The sequence below is a fragment of the Pseudoalteromonas luteoviolacea NCIMB 1944 genome (genome assembly GCF_001625565.1).
GTDB lineage: Bacteria > Pseudomonadota > Gammaproteobacteria > Enterobacterales > Alteromonadaceae > Pseudoalteromonas > Pseudoalteromonas luteoviolacea_F.
Genome location: NZ_AUXS01000042.1, coordinates 96868 through 117039, shown reverse-complemented (window position 1 = coordinate 117039; position 20172 = coordinate 96868). Strand labels below are relative to the sequence as shown.

The following is a 20172-nucleotide window of genomic DNA, read 5'->3' as shown; positions in this document are numbered from 1 at the left end:
AATGTTCGCTTTAAATAATATAATTTAACTTTGAAATTGATTGTAGATTACTAATCATGTCATTGGAATGAACAACATAAAAAGAGGCCTATAAAGGCCTCTAAATACTAATTGAGATTCATTTCTTGAATAATTTCATGGGCTATTGGTGGAGTTGTACTTACTGGCTTTTCATGTTTATTTGCTTTTAATTGCCCTTTCCTATGTTTTAAAGAAGCATCAAGCTTTTTCGCTGCACTTGCGATCGCTGGATACATTACACCATCTTCCCCCTTAACTGAGATCCTAGACCCCGCATAGTTGGTGCTAATTTCCGTATAAAACTTTTTGTGTTCTTTACTGATAATAATGTCCAGTGATAACAAAGAAGGAAAATGATTCGCAATCTTTGCAAACTTTTCTTGTACATGCTGCTTCACTGAATCTGTCATATCGACGTGATGACCAGAAAGATTAATCTTCATAGGATCTTCCTTTTTTTATTTACCCTATAAATAAGTATTGGAGCATAAGCCCCAATTCTCAAGGCCTAATTTAAGAAAAATGTCATCATGCCGTTATACGTTTGATTTAGGTCATATAACTTTGTTGGTTGAACTATGCAAGGAAAGAGGTCAAGAATGCGCTCACATCTGGGCGCAAGTTACATTTTTAGGGAATACCAGGCACAAAAAAAGCCCCCATCAGGGAGCTTTCTCAGAGCAAGTTAACTTATTATAAGCCAGCTCTTTTCTTAATTTCTGCAATAAGCGGTGAAGAACCGTGACCATTGCTTTCTGCCCAAGCAATGTCAGCACCGTCTGCTAATGCACTTTTAGGTAAACCTTTGACAATAAGTTTACCCGTTTCAACTGCATTGCTTGCAATTGCGTGGCGTAAAATATTATTGCCGTTGCACTGAATTGAACCAAAGATATTACGAACTTTAACACGAGAACTCTTTAAGGCTTTACGAACACGCCCCTTATCATCTACTGCGATGTATTCGCATAGCGTCACAGCTAATTGATCGTTTGCTTTAGTTTCAAAACTTAAAGAAAACGCGCCCAAACCAATAGAAACACTTAACAAAACAGGTACAAATTTCATTGCCAATTCACCTAGCACTTTTTTATTACATAAGGACAAACACTATTGTAGCAATACAGACAACTGTTAGCAACAAAGTCATAATCCTTTATTCAAAGTTACGAACTTATAGTGATATTTATTTCGATCATCAGGCTCATAACTTTCAACTTCACTCTCTACCCACTCGCCAAATGGTAAGTAATCTGGAAATTGCGTGTCCCCTTCGACCTTCAGATCGATATGAGTTAGATACAGCCTATTACATAATGGTAGAAACTGTTCGTAAATATTTCCACCTCCAATGATCATAACTTCGTCTATTTTATCTACTAAAGCTAAGGCTTCTTCAGTTGAAGATGCTGTTTCAATGCCTTCAGCTTGATAGTGTTCATTTCGCGTTATAACAATATTTCGTCTTCCGGGTAATGGACGTCCAATTGACTCAAAGGTTTTACGTCCCATGATAACTGGTTTACCCATGGTTATTTTTTTAAAGTGCTGAAGATCTGCCGGTAAATGCCACGGCATTTTATTGTCATCACCGATCACACGATCCTTTGCCATCGCTGCTATCATTGATATAAGCACAATTTACTCCAATAATATTTTTGTATTAAAAAAGGGCCTAGTGGCCCTTCTATTATCGCTCGTAGATAACTTCTACATCGTAGTCATCTTCGTCCCAATCATCCCAATCGTCATTGCTTTCTTGTGTAGCTTGGCGATGATAAGTATCCCACTTGAATTCAACTTCTTCTTGCTGTTCCTCGTCAAACTTATCTCTTGGCAAGGTATCCAGCAGGCCTTGTATATCGTAACACAATTGCTGTGTGTTGAATTTATTCGCAGCTGAAATTCGATATACTTCTGTGGCATCAAGCTCTTGAGCGATACGCTCACATACTTCCTCAAGTTCATCTTCAGCAAGTAAATCAATCTTGTTGAGTACTAACCAACGAGGTTTTTCCGCAAGTTTTGGACTGTATTGGTGCAATTCGTTGATAATGGCAAATGCGTTATCAACTGGATCTGTGCCATCAATTGGCATCACGTCTACGACATGCAGTAGCACACGACAACGCTCCAAATGCTTCAAAAATCGAATACCCAGTCCAGCGCCATCTGATGCCCCTTCAATTAACCCTGGAATATCAGCGATCACAAATGACTTGTTTGCCTCAGGTCTCACAACACCAAGGTTAGGCACCAATGTAGTAAATGGATAATCTGCAACCTTCGGCTTTGCTGCTGAAACACTGCGGATAAAGGTAGACTTACCCGCATTAGGCAAGCCAAGCAGGCCGACGTCAGCCAATAGCATCAGTTCTAACTTTAAGTTTCTAACTTCGCCAGGTGTACCTAGAGTTTTTTGTCTGGGTGCTCGGTTAGTACTAGATTTAAAGCGAGTGTTACCTAAACCATGATAACCGCCTTTAGCAACCAAAAGCTTTTGCCCGTGACGAGTTAAATCACCAAGGCTTTCCTGTGTATCCACGTCTGTGACGCGTGTTCCCACTGGAACTTTTAGAACTAAGTCAGTACCTTTTTTACCAGTACAATTGCGACCTTGACCATTTGTACCACGTTCAGCTCTGTGAAAGCGTTCAAATTGATAGTCAATCAAAGTATTGAGGTTTTCATCAGCTTCTAAAAATACACTGCCGCCGTCGCCACCATCACCGCCATCTGGACCACCATCTGGGACAAACTTCTCTCGACGGAACGAAACAACACCGCTCCCTCCATCGCCGGCTTCAGCACGGATCTCTACTTCATCGACAAACTTCATGGTTACTCTCTTACTGGATTAGAATAGCAACAGCTATTATAGCAAGGTACGCTTAGCTGCTGATAAATAATATGTAGCTATAAAAACAAAAAACCCCGCCTAAGCGGGGTTTTTTAAATCTTTTACCGATTACTCAGCTACGATGCTAACGTATTTACGGTTTAAAGGACCTTTAGTTTCGAAAACTACTTTACCATCTGCTTTTGCAAAGATAGTGTGGTCTTTACCGATACCTGCGTTAGAACCTGCGTGGAACTTAGTACCACGCTGACGAACAAGGATGTTACCCGCTAAAACTGATTCGCCACCGAAACGCTTAACACCTAAGCGTTTACTTTCTGAATCGCGACCGTTACGAGTACTACCAGCTGCCTTCTTATGTGCCATCTTTCTGTACCTCTAAAAATTAAGCGCTAATGCCAGTGATTTTAACTTCAGTGAACCACTGACGGTGGCCCATCTGCTTACGAGAATGCTTACGACGTCTGAACTTAACAATCTTAATTTTCTCGCCACGACCGTGAGAAACAACTTCAGCTGTTACCTTACCGCCATTTACGAATGGTGCACCGATCTCGATCTTCTCACCATCAGCAACTAGAAGTACTGAATCAAATTCAATTGATGCACCAGTCTCAACGTCTAATTTCTCTAGACGAATTGTTTGACCTTCAGTCACACGGTGCTGTTTACCACCACTTTGGAAAACCGCGTACATAATTAACTCCGTTGTGCGCCCTCAAATCGACGCAACTTAATATTCTTCAATAGGGCGCGAAGTTTACGCTAATGTCGAACTGCGCGCAATACCCTAAGGATAAAATAATGAATAAAAATTGGCTTGTTTGAGAGCATTAATTCATTTTCGCCTATTCTAGCTAAAAAGTTCGCATTGCCAAACTGTTTTTTACTGCAAAAACTTTCAACAAAAACACTTGACAGTTCATGACAGTACACATAACGACCACAAAACTGATCAGTATTTAATCCAAATGCTTTTTTTTTCTCTATCATTACTCATAAAATTCGAGTCGGCTGAAATTTTAATGTACAATCTGCGGCGTTTATCTCTAACAGGGGCTTTAGCACGGTATACTATGGATATTAAGACTATCCAATCATTGATTGAGCAAGACATGCTGTCTGTAAATCAACTTATTTTTGAGCAAATGCAGTCAGATGTTGCATTGGTAAATCAATTGGGTTTGTATATTGTCAACAGTGGTGGAAAGCGCGTAAGACCAATGTTGACTTTGCTTGTTGCAAAGGCACTTGAAGCAGAACAACAGAACAAACACATCACGCTAGCAACTATTATAGAGTTTATTCATACCGCAACTTTGTTACACGATGATGTTGTTGATGAGTCTAATTTAAGGCGCGGAGAGCCAACTGCCAATGCTGAATTTGGCAACGCTGCGAGCGTACTTGTTGGAGACTTTATTTATACCCGCTCTTTTCAGCTAATGGTTGGCCTTAACAATATGGAGGTCATGCAAATATTAGCCGATGCGACCAATATAATTGCTGAAGGCGAAGTACTGCAGCTAATGAACTGCAACGACCCAGATACAACTGAGCAAAGCTATATGCAGGTCATTTATAGCAAAACAGCAAAACTGTTTGAAGCTGCAACCTTGCTCCCTGCTGTCGTATCTGAGCAACCTCAAAACATAAAGGACGCTCTGAAGCTATATGGCATGCACCTTGGAACTGCTTTTCAGCTGGTAGATGACGTACTAGATTACAGCGCTAACGCTGAGCTTCTCGGCAAAAATATCGGGGATGACTTAGCAGAGGGCAAACCAACATTACCGCTTATTTACGCGATGAAATCTGGCACCGATACTCAGGTTGCACAAATTAGAGAAGCGATCGAATCAGGCAATGGCATTGATAACTTGTCTGATATTTTGCAAACACTTGAAGATACTCAAGCACTGCAAAAAACAATGGAAAAAGCCCAACAAGAATCGGACAAAGCAATTGCACAATTAGATTGTTTAGACAACTCTACATTCAAAGAAGCACTCATTGCCCTTGCTAAGCTTTCTGTAGATAGAGAGTATTAATATCCTAATAAAAAAGCTGCCTAGGCAGCTTTTTTACTTTTCTGGCGGTCTATAGCCTTCAATTTCTACTTCTTTATTTTCGAATAAAAATCCAACCATTTGTTCTTCAAGCAGCTGGCGGTGTTCAGGGTCCATCATATTTAAATGCTTTTCATTGATCAGCATCGTTTGTTTATGCTGCCATTGCTGCCACGCTTCTTTCGAAATATTATTGAAAATACGCTCGCCTACCTCACCTGGATACAATTGGAAATCCAAACCGGGAGCTTCTTTATTTAACTTCTGACAAAAAACTGTACGTGCCATCTTCTTACCTATAACTCAGTCTCGTATGATGCAACAAGTTTACCCCATTGCCTTTAATACTTTAACTAACTTTTTTGTTGGCGCGGCAAGTCCAACCTCTGGCGGCTGATTTATATCGTACCAGAGCAGCTGATTGTCATGTACACAATCGGGTATCTGCGCTAACTCGACACAAATAGGATTAATAGTCAGTTCAAAGTGCGTGAATATATGTACAAAAGGTGCCAACGAATATGTTGTCGCTTCTATTCCTTGTTGAACTAAAAAAGCGTTCAACTCCGATAACTCCGCAAATTCGAAGAACCCAAATAACCCCCCCCAAATACCACTGCTTGGTCTTTTTTCCATCAACACTTGCTCATCGACTTTGACCATAAGGTGATATGCCGACTTTTTAGGTTTTTCTTTTTTGGGTTTAGAGTTAGGAAACTCTCTAACTTTATTGTTTTTATGTGCAAGGCACCTTTCAACCAAAGGGCAAGATTCGCATTGAAACTTTGAGCGCGAACAAAGACTTGCACCTAAGTCCATCATAGCTTGATTGAACTCTCGTACATCACCAGCAGGCGTCACAGCATTCGTTAGCTCCCACAGGTGATTTTCAACTTTCTTTACGCCGTACCACCCTTCCACCATAAAAAAGCGCGCCAAGACGCGTTTTACATTGCCATCGAGTATAGAGTGATGTTGACCCAGTGCTAAAGAGAGGATTGCACCTGCGGTTGAACGCCCTATACCCGGTAAGTCAACAACCTGCTCGAATGTTTCTGGAAACCTTCCTTGATATTGGTCACGAATGATTTTAGCCGTTTTGTGTAAATTTCTTGCTCTCGCGTAATAGCCTAATCCCGTCCAATGATGAAGAACTTCGTCTTCCGGTGCATCCGCCAAGTCGATAACTGTAGGAAATCGAGACATAAAGCGCTCAAAGTAGGGGATCACAGTTACGACCTGGGTTTGTTGCAACATTACTTCGGACACCCACACCTTATAAGGTGTTTTATCTATTTGCCATGGCAGTGTTTTTCTACCATGGACGTGGTACCAATCCACAACTTTTGTTGCAAACCAGTCTGCTGTTTGACGATCAACGGCCATCTTTATTCTCTGTCTACTTGCTTCAGCCGCCAGTGTAAGAAGCTTTTTAAAAACGTCAAGCCCTTGTACTTATCAGCGTGAACAGGGATAATGTGCGCCCAATTTTTACACCGCAGATGATGACAATGAACGAATCGAGTAAACAAGCACTAGAGCAAGCTGAGCAGGAAGGTAAATATATCCGTAAAGTGCGCAGCTTTGTAAAACGTGAAGGTCGCCTTACTAAAGGCCAAGCAGCTGCACTAGAAAAGTGCTGGCCAACCCTTGGGCTTGAGCATAGCCAAGGCCTACTCAACTTCAATGAAGTATTTGGCAATGACAATGATGTTGTCGTAGAAATTGGCTTTGGTATGGGTAAGTCATTGGTTGAAATGGCTAAGAATAACCCACAGCAAAACTTCATCGGTATTGAAGTTCATCGTCCTGGTGTAGGCGCATGTTTAATGGAAGCCGACGAGCACGGCCTAACAAACTTACGTGTTTTTGAGCACGACGCTGTGGAAGTTTTGGCAGATTGCATTGCTGACAGCAGCCTAAGTAAGCTGCAATTGTTCTTCCCTGATCCATGGCATAAAAAGCGCCACCACAAACGCCGTATTGTACAACCTGAATTTGTACAAAAGATCCGCGCGAAATTAAAAGTTGGTGGTGTATTCCACATGGCAACTGACTGGGAAAACTATGCTGAGCATATGTTGGAAGTCATGCAACAAGCACAAGGCTATGCTAATCAATCTCGAACTAGCGATTACGTACCTAGACCTGAGTTTAGACCGCTAACAAAATTTGAACAGCGTGGTCACCGTTTGGGCCACGGCGTGTGGGACCTTATGTTTGAACGCACAGCTTAAGTGCTTTTGAGGGGGCACAATAGCCCCTTTTAAATCTAACCACACGACCCTACCAGCTAACATTTTTGAGATAAAAAATGCAAAAACTATCTAACCCTAGCCTACTTTTACTGCGCAATGAAGAAGAGCTCCATGGCAATAAAGTTCTGGTCATAAATCACAGCGATGATGGTTTTTTATCTGAGTTAGCCAACCTTAACTCATCAGCACAAATTTATGCCTTCAGTTACAACTTTGCCGATCACCTCGCAGCGTCTAAGCACTCGAATATAAATAGCTTTGTTGGCCACAGTTTGCCGAGTATCGAAAACTTAGATTTGGTTATTTATTATTACCCTAAGTCAAAACCTGAAGCCAATATGATGTTGTCAAACATCAGGGCAAATTTAGGTAAGGCAACTCGACTTTTGGTTGTCGGTGAAAATAAAGGGGGTGTAAAATCAGTCGAAAAGCAGCTCAAACCATATGCACAAGCTAGTTACAAATTAGACAGTGCTAAACATTGTATTTTATACGAGTTTAACGACCTAGAAGCCCAAGAGCGCTTTGATATCGCCGACTACCATCAAATCTTCAGTGTCAAAGTCGCAGAACAAAACTTCAATGCAATCAGTGTACCGGGCGTGTTTAACCACGGGAAGCTAGACGTGGGAACCGAATTGTTACTTAACAACCTCCTAATCCCTTCCAAGGGAGCTGTTTTAGATTTTGGTTGCGGAGCAGGTCTGATCGCAACATTTATGCTTAATGCACAGCCAAGCTTATCACTGCATTGCTTAGATGTCAGTGCACTGGCTTTGTACGCTAGCGAACAAACCTTGGAACTCAATGGTCATAGCGGGACATTCATTTTAAGTGATGGCTTAGGGCAAGTAACACATCAATTTGACGCAATCGTGAGTAACCCGCCATTTCATACTGGCCTGAATACTGATTACAGCATTGCAGAAGCTTTTATAGCAAATGCAAAGCATAAAATGAAAAAGGGCGCTAACTTACAAATTGTTGCAAATAGCTTCTTAAAGTACCCACCAATTATTGACCAGCACTTTAGTCAGTTCAAAACAGAAGTTAAAAACTCGAAGTTCGCCGTATATCGAGCACAAAAAGCTTAAAATTTCACTTTTTATTTCAGCTAAAGACAGCGTTAAACCTTTAGCTGATAACAAGTTAATGGGAATTATCTGCTTTTTTGTTAACTTACTTAACTAAGCTGCTAAACTAAGATTAGCTGTTAAGAGGTCCACCTATGAGCGCGCAATGGGAAAACACGCAACAAAAACAAGTATAAGAAAAGTTTTGATAAGTGCTGTTATGTTAGTAACAGCTTTGTCGCTCTCACTTTCCATTTCAATCTCAACTTACCTTGATGTAAAAGAGCAGAAGAAACTAATTGTCAATAAGTTACAAATGATTGCGGAGATCATCGCATTTAATGCGCAGATCACGCTGATTTTTGACGACAGAAAAACCGAAGAAAAACGACTCAAATCATTCAACAAAGTTGAACTGGTTAAAAATATCCATATTTATGCCATTGATGATGTCACCAACAAACCGGTGTTTTTCACCAGCTATAACGCCAGTAAAACGCCCCCGGTCCCCCTCAAAGTAAATGAAATAGAAACACTTAAAAAGCCTAAAGTATCCACAGACTATGTTGAGTTAATCATTCCCGTCGAATACGAAGGAAAAATAGAGGGGTATGTGTATGTCAGAGGCGGCTTAGAACGACTATCTCAATATATCAACCAGAAAATACTCGTTGATATAGCACTGACGTTAATTGTGCTTATTCTTGTGCTATTTGTTGCCCGTGCTATTCAAAAGCGCATAGCCAACCCGATAGATTCCTTATCATTGCTCCTACAAGACGTTTCGAAAAATCACAACTACTCAGCCCGAGCAACTAAAAGTGATATTGAAGAAGTAAATATGCTGGCAAATAACCTCAATATTATGCTGGCCCGTACGCAAAACCAATTGGCACGTCATCAAGCTGATAAACTCGAGATAAAGCAACTTAACCAAAACCTCGAAGAAAAGGTCAATCAACGCACCATAGCTTTGCGCGAAGCTAACCAAGAGCTACTCAACACCTTAGAGAGGATGCACCAGTATCAAAACCAAATTGTTGAGAATGAAAAAATGGCCTCATTAGGCCAAATGGTTGCTGGTGTTGCCCATGAAGTAAATACACCTATCGGGTTAGGGGTTACCGGCTCAACGTTACTGAGAGACAAACTTGCAGATATCAACGCAGCTTTTGAACAAAAAACTCTTACTTCAAAACAATTAGAACGTTTTATCCATGATGGCATTGAAAACTTAGATCTCATTTATCGTAATCTCAATCGCGCCGCAGAGCTAATATCCAGTTTTAAAAAGGTCGCGGTAAGCCAAGACGTCGAAGTAAGTTCAGAAGTGAATATCAACAAGCTTTTCAGTGCAATTATTAGCAGTATGCGGGCAGAAATAGATATTAAGAATGTCACTTGGCAACTCTCTTGCCCAGAGCAGCTCACAGTGAGAACAAAAGCCGGACTCCTTCAACAAGTTTTTGAACAACTGCTATCTAATTCACTCATCCACGGCTTTTTAGACCTTAAAGACAACCAAATAAGCATTTATGTTGAGCAGCGTAGTCAATCCCTTGAAATTATTTACACAGACAATGGCGTGGGTGTTTCAAATGCAATAAAAAAACGTATTTTCGACCCGTTTGTCACCACAAAACGCGGAGAAGGTGGTAGTGGGCTGGGCATGCATTTGGTTTACAATTTAATTACTCAAGCTTTAGGCGGAACTATAACGCTATCAGATGACAATAAAAAAGGTACGGAATTTATTATAACTTTGCCTCTAAAAGGGGTAATTTAATGAAAATAATGTACCTAATAGCTGCATTTATTTTTATTTTTTGTAGTTTAAACGTTGACGCAAAATCACCACATGAAATCCGTTCCGCTTTTTTATATCAAATGGCTAAGCTAATCGATTTTCCAGAGCAAAAAAATAAACAAGTAACCAGATTTTGTTTTTATGATTTAAATCATGGTCCAGGCGCTATTTTAAATAAAAATAATAACTTAAAAATACGTGGTAAGCCCATAGATATAATAAAAGTGAATCTTTCTGACCCTTTTAGGGAACTTTCCAAGCGCTGTGATATCACATACATTGATGAAACAATGGAAGATGATATACTATCCTCTTGGACCGATACAATTACCTTAAATATGGTGACTGTAGGCGAAAGTATCGAATTTTTGGAAGGGGGTGGGATTGCTTCCTTGGTCCAAGAAGGGAGTAAAATTCGGTTATATATTAACAGACAAGAAGTTGCTCAACATAACTTTAAAGTGCTCTCTAGGCTACTCGCAGTTTCTAAGTTCTATCCTGACTGATTTTACTTGTTAACAATTGAATATACTCCTATAATCGTTAACATTCGGTTTTATTATATAACACCGAAGTTTTTGTAAATAAAACATTCCGAAAAGGTTAATTAATAATGCAAACGCCAGTCATTCTAATTGTTGAGGATGAAGACGTAACTCGACTGAACCTCGTTAGTTTATTTGAAGCCGAAGGTCATAAGGTAATTGAAGCCATTGATGGCGATGATATGCATGAAAAATTGACAGCAAACGACGATGTCAACTGTGTAATCATGGATATAAACCTTCCTGGTAGAAACGGCCTAATTTTGGCTCGTGAGTTACGCCAGAAAAAAAATGTAGGCTTAATTTTCTTAACAGGTCGTGACAACGATGTCGATAGAATCTTAGGTTTAGAAATCGGTGCAGACGACTACGTTACAAAACCATTCAACCCACGTGAATTAACTATTCGTGTACGTAATCTTATTTCACGTACAGGATCAACGCCTGAAGAGTCGACAATCGACAGCAATGGTGTGATCACGTTTAACGGGTGGGAATTAGACGAAAATAGTCGCTGTCTTACATCACCTACAGGTGAATCTAAACGCCTACCAAAAGGTGAATATAGAGCGCTACGTTTAATGCTTGACTCTCCGGGTCGCATTTTCAGCCGTGAGCAACTAATTAAGCATATGACGGGCCGTGAGCTTCGTGCAAATGACCGTACTGTAGACGTTACTATCCGTCGTATTCGTAAGCACTTCGAAACTGACAGTAACACACCTGAGCTTATTAGTACTATCCACGGTGAAGGTTATCGCTTCATTGGTAAAATCGATAACACTCAACCATAGTTCGCTAAGAGCTTTCAGCGAGTTTTGCAATTAATGAGTGAAGGGTTAACTGCCCTTCTCTTATTAATTCTTCTAAGTCTGATATCCACTGTTCACGCATCTCCGTATCCGCGGTTCCACACTCAGTTTCCATTACCTTCGCATGTTGCTGTACTAGTTTAAGTCCAACAGATCCTGCTGCACCTTTTAATTTATGCGCCACAGAACCGTACTCAGCGACATCATCGTCACGATTTGCAACAGTAAGCTCGTTACAGTACGTTGGGTTTAGTTTAGCGAATAATTCGCAGCTACGTTTAAAGGTATCAACCCCCATAGATGCTACGAAGTCCGTGATAGTTTCAATATCGAGTAAATTGCGCTCTATCTCTAATACCTCTACCGTGTTTTGCTGAATCGTACTGACGTCTTCTTTAACACTATCGATGCCAAATAATTCAGCCAGCATCTTGTCTAGCTTGGTGGTATTAATAGGTTTTGCCAATGCACCTTGAATGCTTATTCCTTGTAGCTCCTGCTCTGCACTTCTGACATTTGCTGTCAAAGCAACAATTGGCAAAGCATCAAAATGACTATCGTCACGAATTTGTCTAGCAACTTCGTCACCATTTAGATCAGGCAACTGCATATCAAGTAGAATAAGGTCAAGTTCATCCTCAGTTTGAACAAGGGACAATGCATCTTCACCTGTCTCTGCCCAAATTACTTCATGACCGCGCTGCTCAAGTAAGTTTGTCGCTATTTCAGCATTTAGCGGAACATCTTCTACAAGCAATATGTATAAACCACGGCCGGCATAACTTTGCTGATTTGGTGCACTACACAACTCCAATGGGATCTCGACATCAAATCGACTTCCTTTACCTGGCATACTACTGACTGCGATGCGCCCTTTCATCGCTAATACCAAGGCCTTTGTCACCGCTAATCCGATCCCTGACCCGATAGCATTATTGCCTTCAGCATCAGGCGCTTTGTAGTACATATCAAAGATTTTATCTTGCTGCTCTGCTGAGATCCCCACCCCGGTATCAATAATACTCATACTCAACCAAGGTCCACTGTCGCGGTTTTCTCTGCGACACTCAAGAGTCACACAGCCACGGTGAGTGAATTTCACAGCATTATTAATAAGATTCCAAAGCACTTGGCGCAATCGTGTAGGGTCAAGCAATGCGTAAACATCTAACACACCAGAGCGTTGAATTTTGAACTCGAGTCCTTTTTGTCCAGCAATCAGATCTGAAAAGTTGACTACGTCGTTGATAAAATCAGATACATTAATGCTATCCGTCGCGATATCTAATTGCTCCCTGTCGATCTTGTCCAGATCGATAATATCGTTAAAAATATTACCAAGGGTTTCAGCACTTGAGAAAACCGTATTACACCAACTTTTTTGCTGCTGAGTGAGCTCGGTATCTAAAAGCATGCGTGTTAGACCTACGATCCCATTAAGCGGCGTTCTAAGTTCATGGCTTAACGTGGCAATAAATTTCCCTTTGTCTTTATATGCCGTTTCTAATGCTTGCTCCGCCTCTTTACGACTGGTAATGTCACGGCCAAACGCTAACAATCCAATATATTCGCCTTCATTATTAATAAAAGGCAGTTTGCGCATCTCGAACCAGCGGTTTTCATCTTTGACTGGATATTCTACATCCAACGAAATGGTTTGCTGAGTGGCACTGACCTGTGCATCTGTCTCCAATACTTTAGGCACGACCTGATCGACAAAAATCTCATCTGCGGTTTTACCAATTAGGCCTTCGCTATCTTTCCCAATCACTTGTTCGAACTTTTTATTACACCCAGCAAACACACCGTGTTCATCTCGGTAATAAAATAAATCAGGGGATGAATCAACAATTGAGCGCAATAACATACTTTGCTGGGCAAGCTCTTGCTCTGCTTTTCGACGTTCAGTTATTTCGTTTCGCAGCTCTGCAATTGCACGGTGTTTTGCATGCAATGCCATTTTTCGTTCATCTATTTCATTATTAAGTCGGTTGATATTGTCTTTTAGTGTTTGGTTCAACAATTTTTCTTGTTGAGTGGCTGACTCTAAGTACTCTTTCGAGCTCTCCAATTGGCGAATAGCAAAAACAGCAACTGAGATAAGTAAAGGCGAAGTCAGTGCTGCAAATACAACAACAGACAATACATTTACCAAAGTGACTGTTCCTAGTGCCACATAATAAAACATACAGGATAAAACCAATGACGCCACGAGCACCAGAACATAAGCAATTGCTCCAGCTTTGCGTTCACCGTATTTTCGAACCAAATTAGAGAGAATTCGAGCCCAAGACCCGAACGAAGAATCAAGCATAATAATAGTCACCTTGTTAACTTGACCATTATACCTCAGCTGAGCACATATGCGAGCGGCCAAATAGTGTAACTTTATTGAAAAATCTCAAACTTTTAAAAAATAACCGAACCTGAGTAACCACACAAATAGTGTGATAACGTATCAAATACTGCACACTCAATGGGATTTTGTTTATTCTAATTAAGAATATCCACAGAAAAAAAACTCATTTTAGTGTAATATGAGAGCATTTTTGATGTCGTGATTAAAGAGAGTTTAAATGCCAACTTCAATGCCAGACATTGCACACAATGCAGATGCGCTTCAAACCGGAACCTTAGAATGGGTAGGAATGGGGGACATTGAGCTGCCTCTACAATTAGCTAGTAAGGACCTTAATGATCTTCCTGTGAATGCCAAGGCTGATGCATTTGTCAGCTTAGACAAGCCTGAAGCAAAAGGCATACACATGTCACGACTGTTTTTGGCTTTAGATACGCTATCATGTGAACAAACTCTGACGCCTGTCACACTAGCATCATTGCTTGATCAATTTGTGACAACGCACAAAGATCTCAGTAACGCGGCAAAAGTTGTACTCAATTTTGAATTGCCTTTACGTCGTGCATCACTTTTAAGTGGTAAGCAAGGTTGGAAGAGCTACCCTGTAACCATTACAGCGACGATAAAAGAGCAAGCATTAAGTATCGAACTGGCAGTCGATGTAACTTACTCATCAACTTGTCCATGTTCAGCTGCGCTTGCAAGACAACTTATTCAAAATGCATTTGAAGAGCAATTTTCTGGCAAGCCTTTAGATCACGATAGCGTACACGCTTGGTTAGGCACAACTGAAGGCGTAGTCGCTACTCCGCACTCACAGCGCTCTATTGCTAATATCAAAGTTAAGTTGCCACAAGGCGCCACTGAATTCGATATTAAAGGCTTAATAGATATCGCAGAACAAGAACTAAAAACGCCTGTACAAGCGGCAGTTAAGCGAGAAGATGAGCAAGAGTTTGCCAGATTGAATGGCCAAAACTTGATGTTTTGTGAAGATGCGGCAAGAAAACTCAAAGCACTGCTCAACCAAAATAACTTCGACGATTTTTACGTCAAAATCAATCACTACGAATCACTTCACGCTCACGATGCCGTAGCGTACGCTGTCAAAGGCGTAGAAGGCGGTTACCAAGTTTAATATTCAAAGTGGCGTTAAATTTTGTGGTTGTAACGCCAATGATAAATCACTTCCGGCACACTCTTTGCTTAGTAAATTACCAAAGTCAATTTGTTGTCGTGGAGTGATTTATGGAATTAACACTTTTAGCTATTTTAGCGCTTGTAGTCATTGCCTCTATCGTAATTTCAAAATATACCGATGTGGGCGGCAATCCATATCCGTTTAATCGCAAAGATTCGGTTTTTACGACCGTCGAAGCATCATTTTTGCAGCTACTTGAACGTGCCGTTGGTGACAGGTTTAAGATAGTCAGCCGTGTTAAACTTGTCGATGTCATAGAGTGTAAACCGGGTTTATCCAAAAAAGCACGTCGCTCAGCTATCACTAAAGCACAAAATAAACAGCTTGATTATGTATTGGTAGATAAAAGCACGCTTAATATTGTAGCGGCTGTGGATTTGGTCAATAACTCAAATAAGAATGGCCATAAAGCACAAAAAGATTGGTTTGTCAGTGGTGCATTAGAATCCGCAGGGATCCCTCATATCCGCATGAAAATCAAATCTGGTTATAAGAGCCCAGAGGTAAGAGCTGCTATCCTATTCAAGCTTGGACAGAAACCAGAGCAAACCAAACCAGTACGAAACCGCAGTTACAAGCCAGCAGTACTTTCTCCATCGCAGGCTAAAGCCGCAAGTACACAACTCGCAGAAATTTAGACCTCATATGGCTGCTTGAGCGCTTCAAGCAGCTTGCTTCATTGTTTTGCCGCCAAAAGAATGCTTTCAAAATAAGAATGTATATAATGAGCAGTAACTAAAATACAAAGAGAATAATTATGAAAATTGGCATTATTGGTGCGATGGAGCAAGAAGTTACGATTTTACGTGACACCATGCAGTCTCCAAAAACACTTACAAAAGGCGGATTTACATTTTACACCGGTGAGTTAGGCGGCCACGAAGTAACATTAGTGCAGTCTGGTATCGGTAAAGTTGCCGCAACTGTTGCAACCACTCTACTTATCGACAACTTTTCACCAGATTGCGTGATCAATACAGGTTCAGCGGGTGGTTTTGAACCTTCACTCAATGTGGGTGATGTGGTTATATCAAGTGAAGTACGTCACCACGATGTAGACGTTACAGCTTTTGGCTATGAAATGGGGCAAGTGCCTCAAATGCCCGCAGGATTTGAAGCTCACCCAGCTTTAATTAAAGCGTCAGAAGCCAGCATTCATGTACTAAAAGATATCCAGACAATGGTAGGTCAGATTTGTACTGGTGATTCATTTATGTGCGATCCTGTACGTATTGATAAAACACGTCAAGACTTTCCAAATATGCTTGCTGTTGAAATGGAAGGAGCAGCAATTGCACAGGCATGTCATGTACTAAATACACCATTTGTGGTGATCCGTTCATTGTCTGATATTGCAGGTAAGGAATCTCCTCAATCATTTGAAGAATACCTAGAAATTGCATCTGTAAACTCATCAAAGCTTGTCATCGCATTACTTGAAGAGTTAACACAGGTAACCCTATAAAGTGGCACTCATTTTATTGCAAGCCCAAGAGGGCTTGCTTATCTTCTGCCTAGCTGTACTTTGTGCATTTAGCTTAAATCTATCTAAGCTCTATCACCCCAATACCATTTTTACGCTAATAACTAGTAACTTAGCCAAGCGTGTAGTAAAAAAAAGCAATACGGTTACTCAGCATAAGCTCTCTGGCGCGCTCGCTTGTATGTTGCCTATACTAACTGTCGTCTTACTGCTATTTGCACTGTCCTATATTTCTTTTTATCCACAGTGGTTTGGCGGGTTAATTTTATTTTTATGTTTGGATACCCACTTTGAAGGACGGGCAAAGCGCATTGCGAGACTGTTATCTCAAGGTCAAAAAGGCTCAGCTAAACAACTATTAGCCAGCATTGTAATTCGAGACACTGCAAAGTTATCTGAAGTTGGCATCATAAAGGCATCGTTAGATTCTCTGGCGCTTAATACAGTCCGTCATTTTTATCTAATTATCATCTTTTATCTGATTGCGGGCCCCTATTTAGCACTGGCATATAAACTTTTACTGTTATGCGATCAAAGCTGGCGAAAACAACTTTGCGTGCAACACCCTTTCATGGCTGCCGTACAAAAAATCATATACCTTCTCGAGTGGCTTCCTATTAGATTCTTCATCCTAATTATGGCGTTAACCCAAAACCTTGCGAAAACGCAGCATTACTTAAAGCATTATGCACAGCACTACGTAAATAAAAATTCGGGGTGGATCATAGCGTTGTTTTCTGCCAGCTTGAATGTGCAGCTCGCAGGTCCCCGCTTTTACCATGAAGAGCGTTTTGACAACATTAGGATAGGAAGCGATCGCCAACCTACTGTAGAAGATATTCAACACATGCTAAAGCTATTGAACAGTATGAGGTGGTTTTGGCTGGGTCTAACCGTATTAATTTGGTTTGCAATTAATTTAATATAGCCAAGTGAGCTTTATCACTTGGCTACTGAATAAATGACTTAGTCTACTGTCACTTTCGCAAACTTACGCTTACCTACTTGGTAAATTTCAGTACTGCCTTTTGCTATTTCTAGCTTAGTATCAGTGATTTTCTCTTCACCATTGAGCTTCACCGCACCTTGTTTAATCATGCGCATTGCTTCTGAAGTACTTGCCACAAGGCCAGCTTCTTTTAGTAAGTTGGCAATAAATGTTGTATCGCCTTCAATGCTCACTGTTACTTCAGGGATCTCATCAGGGAGTGCATTCTTTTGGAAGCGCTTGATAAAATCTTGATGGGCTGCCTGCGCATCATCTTCACTATGGAAACGTGCGATCATTTCTTTCGCAAAATCAATTTTGATATCGCGAGGGTTACGACCACCTGCAACTTCTTCTTTTAACGCTGCAATATCAGTCAATGATTTAGCACTTAATAGCTCGTAGTAACGCCACATAAGGTCATCGGAAATAGACATGACTTTACCAAACATTTCAGTTGGGGCATCTGTAATACCGATATAGTTACCTAATGACTTAGACATCTTTTGAACACCATCGGTGCCCTCAAGCAACGGCATCATTAAGACTGTTTGTGGCTTTTGACCTTCTTCTTTCTGTAACTCTCTACCCATCAATAGGTTAAAGCGTTGATCCGTACCGCCTAGCTCAACATCGGCTTCTAGTGCAACTGAGTCCCAGCCCTGAACTAGCGGATATAAAAATTCATGAATGGCAATTGCCTGACCGCCAGCATAACGCTTTTTAAAATCATCACGCTCTAGCATACGAGCTACAGTTTGTCGCGATGCAAGCTTAATCATCTCTGCACTGCTTAATTTCTCCATCCATTGCGAGTTAAATGCAACAGTGGTTTTTTCCGGATCAAGAATTTTAAATACTTGCTCTTTATAGGTTTCAGCGTTTGCAAGTACGTCTTCACGGGTAAGCGGCTTACGCGTGACATTTTTGCCAGTTGGGTCTCCAATCATACCGGTGAAATCACCAATTAAGAAAATGACCTCGTGACCTAAATCTTGGAAAGTTTTTAATTTATTAATTAGTACTGTGTGACCTAAATGTAGATCAGGCGCTGTTGGATCAAATCCAGCCTTAATACGCAGCTTTTTACCTGACTTTAATTTCTCTTTTAGCTCATCTTCAACCAATATGTCTTCTGCACCGCGCTTTATCTCAGCAAATGCAGTTTCAATGTCCACCATTATCACTCCAACTCTAAATTCAGTTTATCGCCCGATTCTAGCCTATATTTCACGGAGTTTAAATGCACAAAATACTGGTATTAACGCTTTATTACGTATATGCTGCACTATTATTCATAAAATTTCTTGACAGCGAAAAAGGCACGTTATGGTACCTGCAGTAAATAAGCTTCCCAAAAAACACAAAATGCTTATTGTCGGTTTGTTAGCTGCAATGACTGGGATTGCCTTGCTGCCTTCAGAAAAGGCCACTGCATCCAAAGATCATAAAGACGATGCATTGGAAGTTGGCAAGCGTTATGAGCTTCCTATCAAAGTTGAAGAACAGCAGCCTGAACAGCTCACTATATTAAGTGCTGAAGCTGAACCCACTAAAGAGCAAGAAAATACATACACTTATGATTACGTTGATCACAAAGTTCGCTCAGGGGATAGTTTAGCTGTTTTGTTTAAGCGCGCCGGATATTCTGCCCAAACACTTCATAACTTAGTTAACACCAATGAAGAAACACGTAAATTAACAAAAATACACCCAGGTGAAACACTGAGCTTTGCCAGCGATAAACAGGGTAACCTCGCGCAACTGAAATATGTGCTATCCAAAACAGATACTTTGTACGTAACGCGCATAGACGATGGCAGCTACGAAACCAAAATAGCGAGCAAAGAAATTGAAACCCGAGAAAAAACCGCCGGTGGAAAAATTCGTTCGAGTTTTTGGACGGCTGGCATTTCAGCGGGTCTGACGCAAAGACAAATTATGAACTTTGCCAACATTTTTGGCTGGGATGTAGATTTTGCAAACGACATACGTAAAGGTGATACCTTTACTCTTGTGTATGAATCTCACTATGTAGATGGCGAAGAAATTGGCAATGGAAAAATTATTGCCGCTGAGTTTATAAACCAAGGTGATCGATATACTGCAATTAGGCATACCAACGGTGAGTTTTATACTCCCGAAGGACGCAGTATGAAAAAAGCATTTTTACGTGCACCGGTGAATTTTAAGTATATCAGCTCGAACTTTAACCCGAGAAGATTGCACCCAGTAACCAAACAAGTGCGCCCGCACCGAGGAATTGATTATGCTGCAAAGGTTGGTACACCAGTCGTTGCGGCAGGTAATGGTAGAGTAACCAAAGCTGGTTACCATCGACTCAACGGTAATTACATTTTTATTGAACACGGTAGCCAGTACACAACAAAGTACCTGCACCTACACAAGTTACATGTAAAAGCTGGTCAAAAGGTCAAACAGGGACAAAAGATTGGTACTGTTGGAGCAACAGGACGCGTAACAGGACCACACCTGCATTACGAATTCTTGGTCAACGGTAATCACCGTAACCCAAAAACAGTCAAACTGCCAAAATCGCTACCACTACCAAAGCAGGAGCTTGCTAAGTTCAGACCTCTTGCAGACAAAATGTTAGTGAGATTAGAGCGCAAACGTGAATTGATGTTAGCTTTGAATGACAAATAACGAAGTTTGAATAAAAAAGGCGAGGAATT

Annotated in this window: 21 protein-coding genes; 11 read left to right on the top strand and 10 right to left on the bottom strand. The window is 40.8% G+C overall.

What is annotated here, in order from left to right:
* Positions 1-107: 107 nt before the first annotated feature.
* The 6 genes from hpf to rplU all read right to left on the bottom strand — a co-directional run bounded on the left by hpf (position 108) and on the right by rplU (position 3578).
* A complete protein-coding gene (gene hpf / locus N483_RS15910) occupies positions 108-464 on the bottom strand; it encodes a ribosome hibernation-promoting factor, HPF/YfiA family (RefSeq protein WP_023399744.1) in 357 nt (118 codons plus the stop codon).
* Positions 465-714: 250 nt separating this feature from the next.
* The gene (locus tag N483_RS15905) at positions 715-1089 is read right to left on the bottom strand and encodes a DUF3718 domain-containing protein (RefSeq protein WP_023399743.1); all 375 of its coding nucleotides are present in this window, start codon (positions 1087-1089) and stop codon (positions 715-717) included.
* Between the two features lie 78 nt (positions 1090-1167).
* Complete coding sequence (gene folA / locus N483_RS15900) at positions 1168-1659, bottom strand: type 3 dihydrofolate reductase (RefSeq protein WP_023399742.1); 492 nt, start codon at positions 1657-1659, stop codon at positions 1168-1170.
* Between the two features lie 52 nt (positions 1660-1711).
* The gene (cgtA, locus tag N483_RS15895) at positions 1712-2860 is read right to left on the bottom strand and encodes an Obg family GTPase CgtA (protein WP_023399741.1); all 1149 of its coding nucleotides are present in this window, start codon (positions 2858-2860) and stop codon (positions 1712-1714) included.
* A 129-nt stretch (positions 2861-2989) separates the two neighbouring features.
* A complete protein-coding gene (rpmA, locus tag N483_RS15890; protein ID WP_023399740.1) occupies positions 2990-3247 on the bottom strand; it encodes a 50S ribosomal protein L27 in 258 nt (85 codons plus the stop codon).
* A gap of 19 nt (positions 3248-3266) precedes the next feature.
* Positions 3267-3578, bottom strand: a complete 312-nt coding sequence (gene rplU, locus N483_RS15885) for a 50S ribosomal protein L21 (RefSeq protein WP_023399739.1) — start codon at positions 3576-3578, stop codon at positions 3267-3269.
* 379 nt (positions 3579-3957) lie between these two features.
* Between rplU and ispB the strand changes: the two genes are divergently transcribed.
* The gene (gene ispB, locus N483_RS15875) at positions 3958-4932 is read left to right on the top strand and encodes an octaprenyl diphosphate synthase (protein WP_063383359.1); all 975 of its coding nucleotides are present in this window, start codon (positions 3958-3960) and stop codon (positions 4930-4932) included.
* A 33-nt stretch (positions 4933-4965) separates the two neighbouring features.
* Here the strand turns inward: ispB and N483_RS15870 are convergent, their stop codons facing one another.
* Together N483_RS15870 and mutY are read right to left on the bottom strand one after the other, a co-directional pair.
* Entirely contained in the window at positions 4966-5238 is a 273-nt protein-coding gene (locus N483_RS15870; RefSeq protein ID WP_023399737.1) for an oxidative damage protection protein, read from the bottom strand.
* Between the two features lie 39 nt (positions 5239-5277).
* On the bottom strand, positions 5278-6336 hold the full coding sequence (gene mutY / locus N483_RS15865; RefSeq protein ID WP_023399736.1) for an A/G-specific adenine glycosylase: 1059 nt from the start codon (positions 6334-6336) through the stop codon (positions 5278-5280).
* 125 nt (positions 6337-6461) lie between these two features.
* On the opposite strand from mutY, the gene trmB reads away from it, so the two are divergent.
* The 5 genes from trmB (at position 6462) to arcA (ending at position 11427) form a co-directional block, all read left to right on the top strand.
* On the top strand, positions 6462-7187 hold the full coding sequence (trmB, locus tag N483_RS15860; protein WP_036976469.1) for a tRNA (guanosine(46)-N7)-methyltransferase TrmB: 726 nt from the start codon (positions 6462-6464) through the stop codon (positions 7185-7187).
* Between the two features lie 77 nt (positions 7188-7264).
* Positions 7265-8302, top strand: a complete 1038-nt coding sequence (locus tag N483_RS15855; RefSeq protein WP_023399734.1) for a methyltransferase — start codon at positions 7265-7267, stop codon at positions 8300-8302.
* 145 nt (positions 8303-8447) lie between these two features.
* Entirely contained in the window at positions 8448-10067 is a 1620-nt protein-coding gene (locus tag N483_RS15850; protein ID WP_023399733.1) for a sensor histidine kinase, read from the top strand.
* Positions 10067-10594: a YfiR family protein gene (locus N483_RS15845; protein ID WP_023399732.1), complete on the top strand. Its 528-nt coding sequence runs from the start codon at positions 10067-10069 to the stop codon at positions 10592-10594. The genes N483_RS15850 and N483_RS15845 overlap by 1 nt, the downstream gene beginning before the upstream one ends.
* Before the next feature lie 107 nt (positions 10595-10701).
* Positions 10702-11427, top strand: a complete 726-nt coding sequence (arcA, locus tag N483_RS15840) for a two-component system response regulator ArcA (protein ID WP_023399731.1) — start codon at positions 10702-10704, stop codon at positions 11425-11427.
* Positions 11428-11431: 4 nt separating this feature from the next.
* On the opposite strand, the gene arcB is transcribed toward arcA, so the two are convergent.
* On the bottom strand, positions 11432-13759 hold the full coding sequence (gene arcB / locus N483_RS15835; protein ID WP_023399730.1) for an aerobic respiration two-component sensor histidine kinase ArcB: 2328 nt from the start codon (positions 13757-13759) through the stop codon (positions 11432-11434).
* A gap of 262 nt (positions 13760-14021) precedes the next feature.
* On the opposite strand from arcB, the gene folE2 reads away from it, so the two are divergent.
* The 4 genes from folE2 (at position 14022) to N483_RS15815 (ending at position 17416) form a co-directional block, all read left to right on the top strand.
* The gene (folE2, locus tag N483_RS15830; RefSeq protein ID WP_023399729.1) at positions 14022-14942 is read left to right on the top strand and encodes a GTP cyclohydrolase FolE2; all 921 of its coding nucleotides are present in this window, start codon (positions 14022-14024) and stop codon (positions 14940-14942) included.
* Between the two features lie 110 nt (positions 14943-15052).
* Entirely contained in the window at positions 15053-15643 is a 591-nt protein-coding gene (locus N483_RS15825) for a DUF2726 domain-containing protein (protein WP_023399728.1), read from the top strand.
* A gap of 119 nt (positions 15644-15762) precedes the next feature.
* Positions 15763-16470 carry a 5'-methylthioadenosine/S-adenosylhomocysteine nucleosidase gene (mtnN, locus tag N483_RS15820; RefSeq protein WP_023399727.1) on the top strand — a complete coding sequence of 236 codons (708 nt, stop codon included), beginning with the start codon at positions 15763-15765 and terminating at the stop codon, positions 16468-16470.
* Between the two features lies 1 nt (position 16471).
* Positions 16472-17416 carry a cobalamin biosynthesis protein CobD/CbiB gene (locus N483_RS15815; protein WP_023399726.1) on the top strand — a complete coding sequence of 315 codons (945 nt, stop codon included), beginning with the start codon at positions 16472-16474 and terminating at the stop codon, positions 17414-17416.
* A gap of 38 nt (positions 17417-17454) precedes the next feature.
* Here N483_RS15815 and tyrS read toward each other — a convergent pair whose 3' ends face one another.
* Complete coding sequence (gene tyrS / locus N483_RS15810) at positions 17455-18654, bottom strand: tyrosine--tRNA ligase (RefSeq protein ID WP_036976467.1); 1200 nt, start codon at positions 18652-18654, stop codon at positions 17455-17457.
* A 151-nt stretch (positions 18655-18805) separates the two neighbouring features.
* On the opposite strand from tyrS, the gene N483_RS15805 reads away from it, so the two are divergent.
* Entirely contained in the window at positions 18806-20143 is a 1338-nt protein-coding gene (locus N483_RS15805; protein WP_023399724.1) for a peptidoglycan DD-metalloendopeptidase family protein, read from the top strand.
* Positions 20144-20172: the final 29 nt, after the last annotated feature.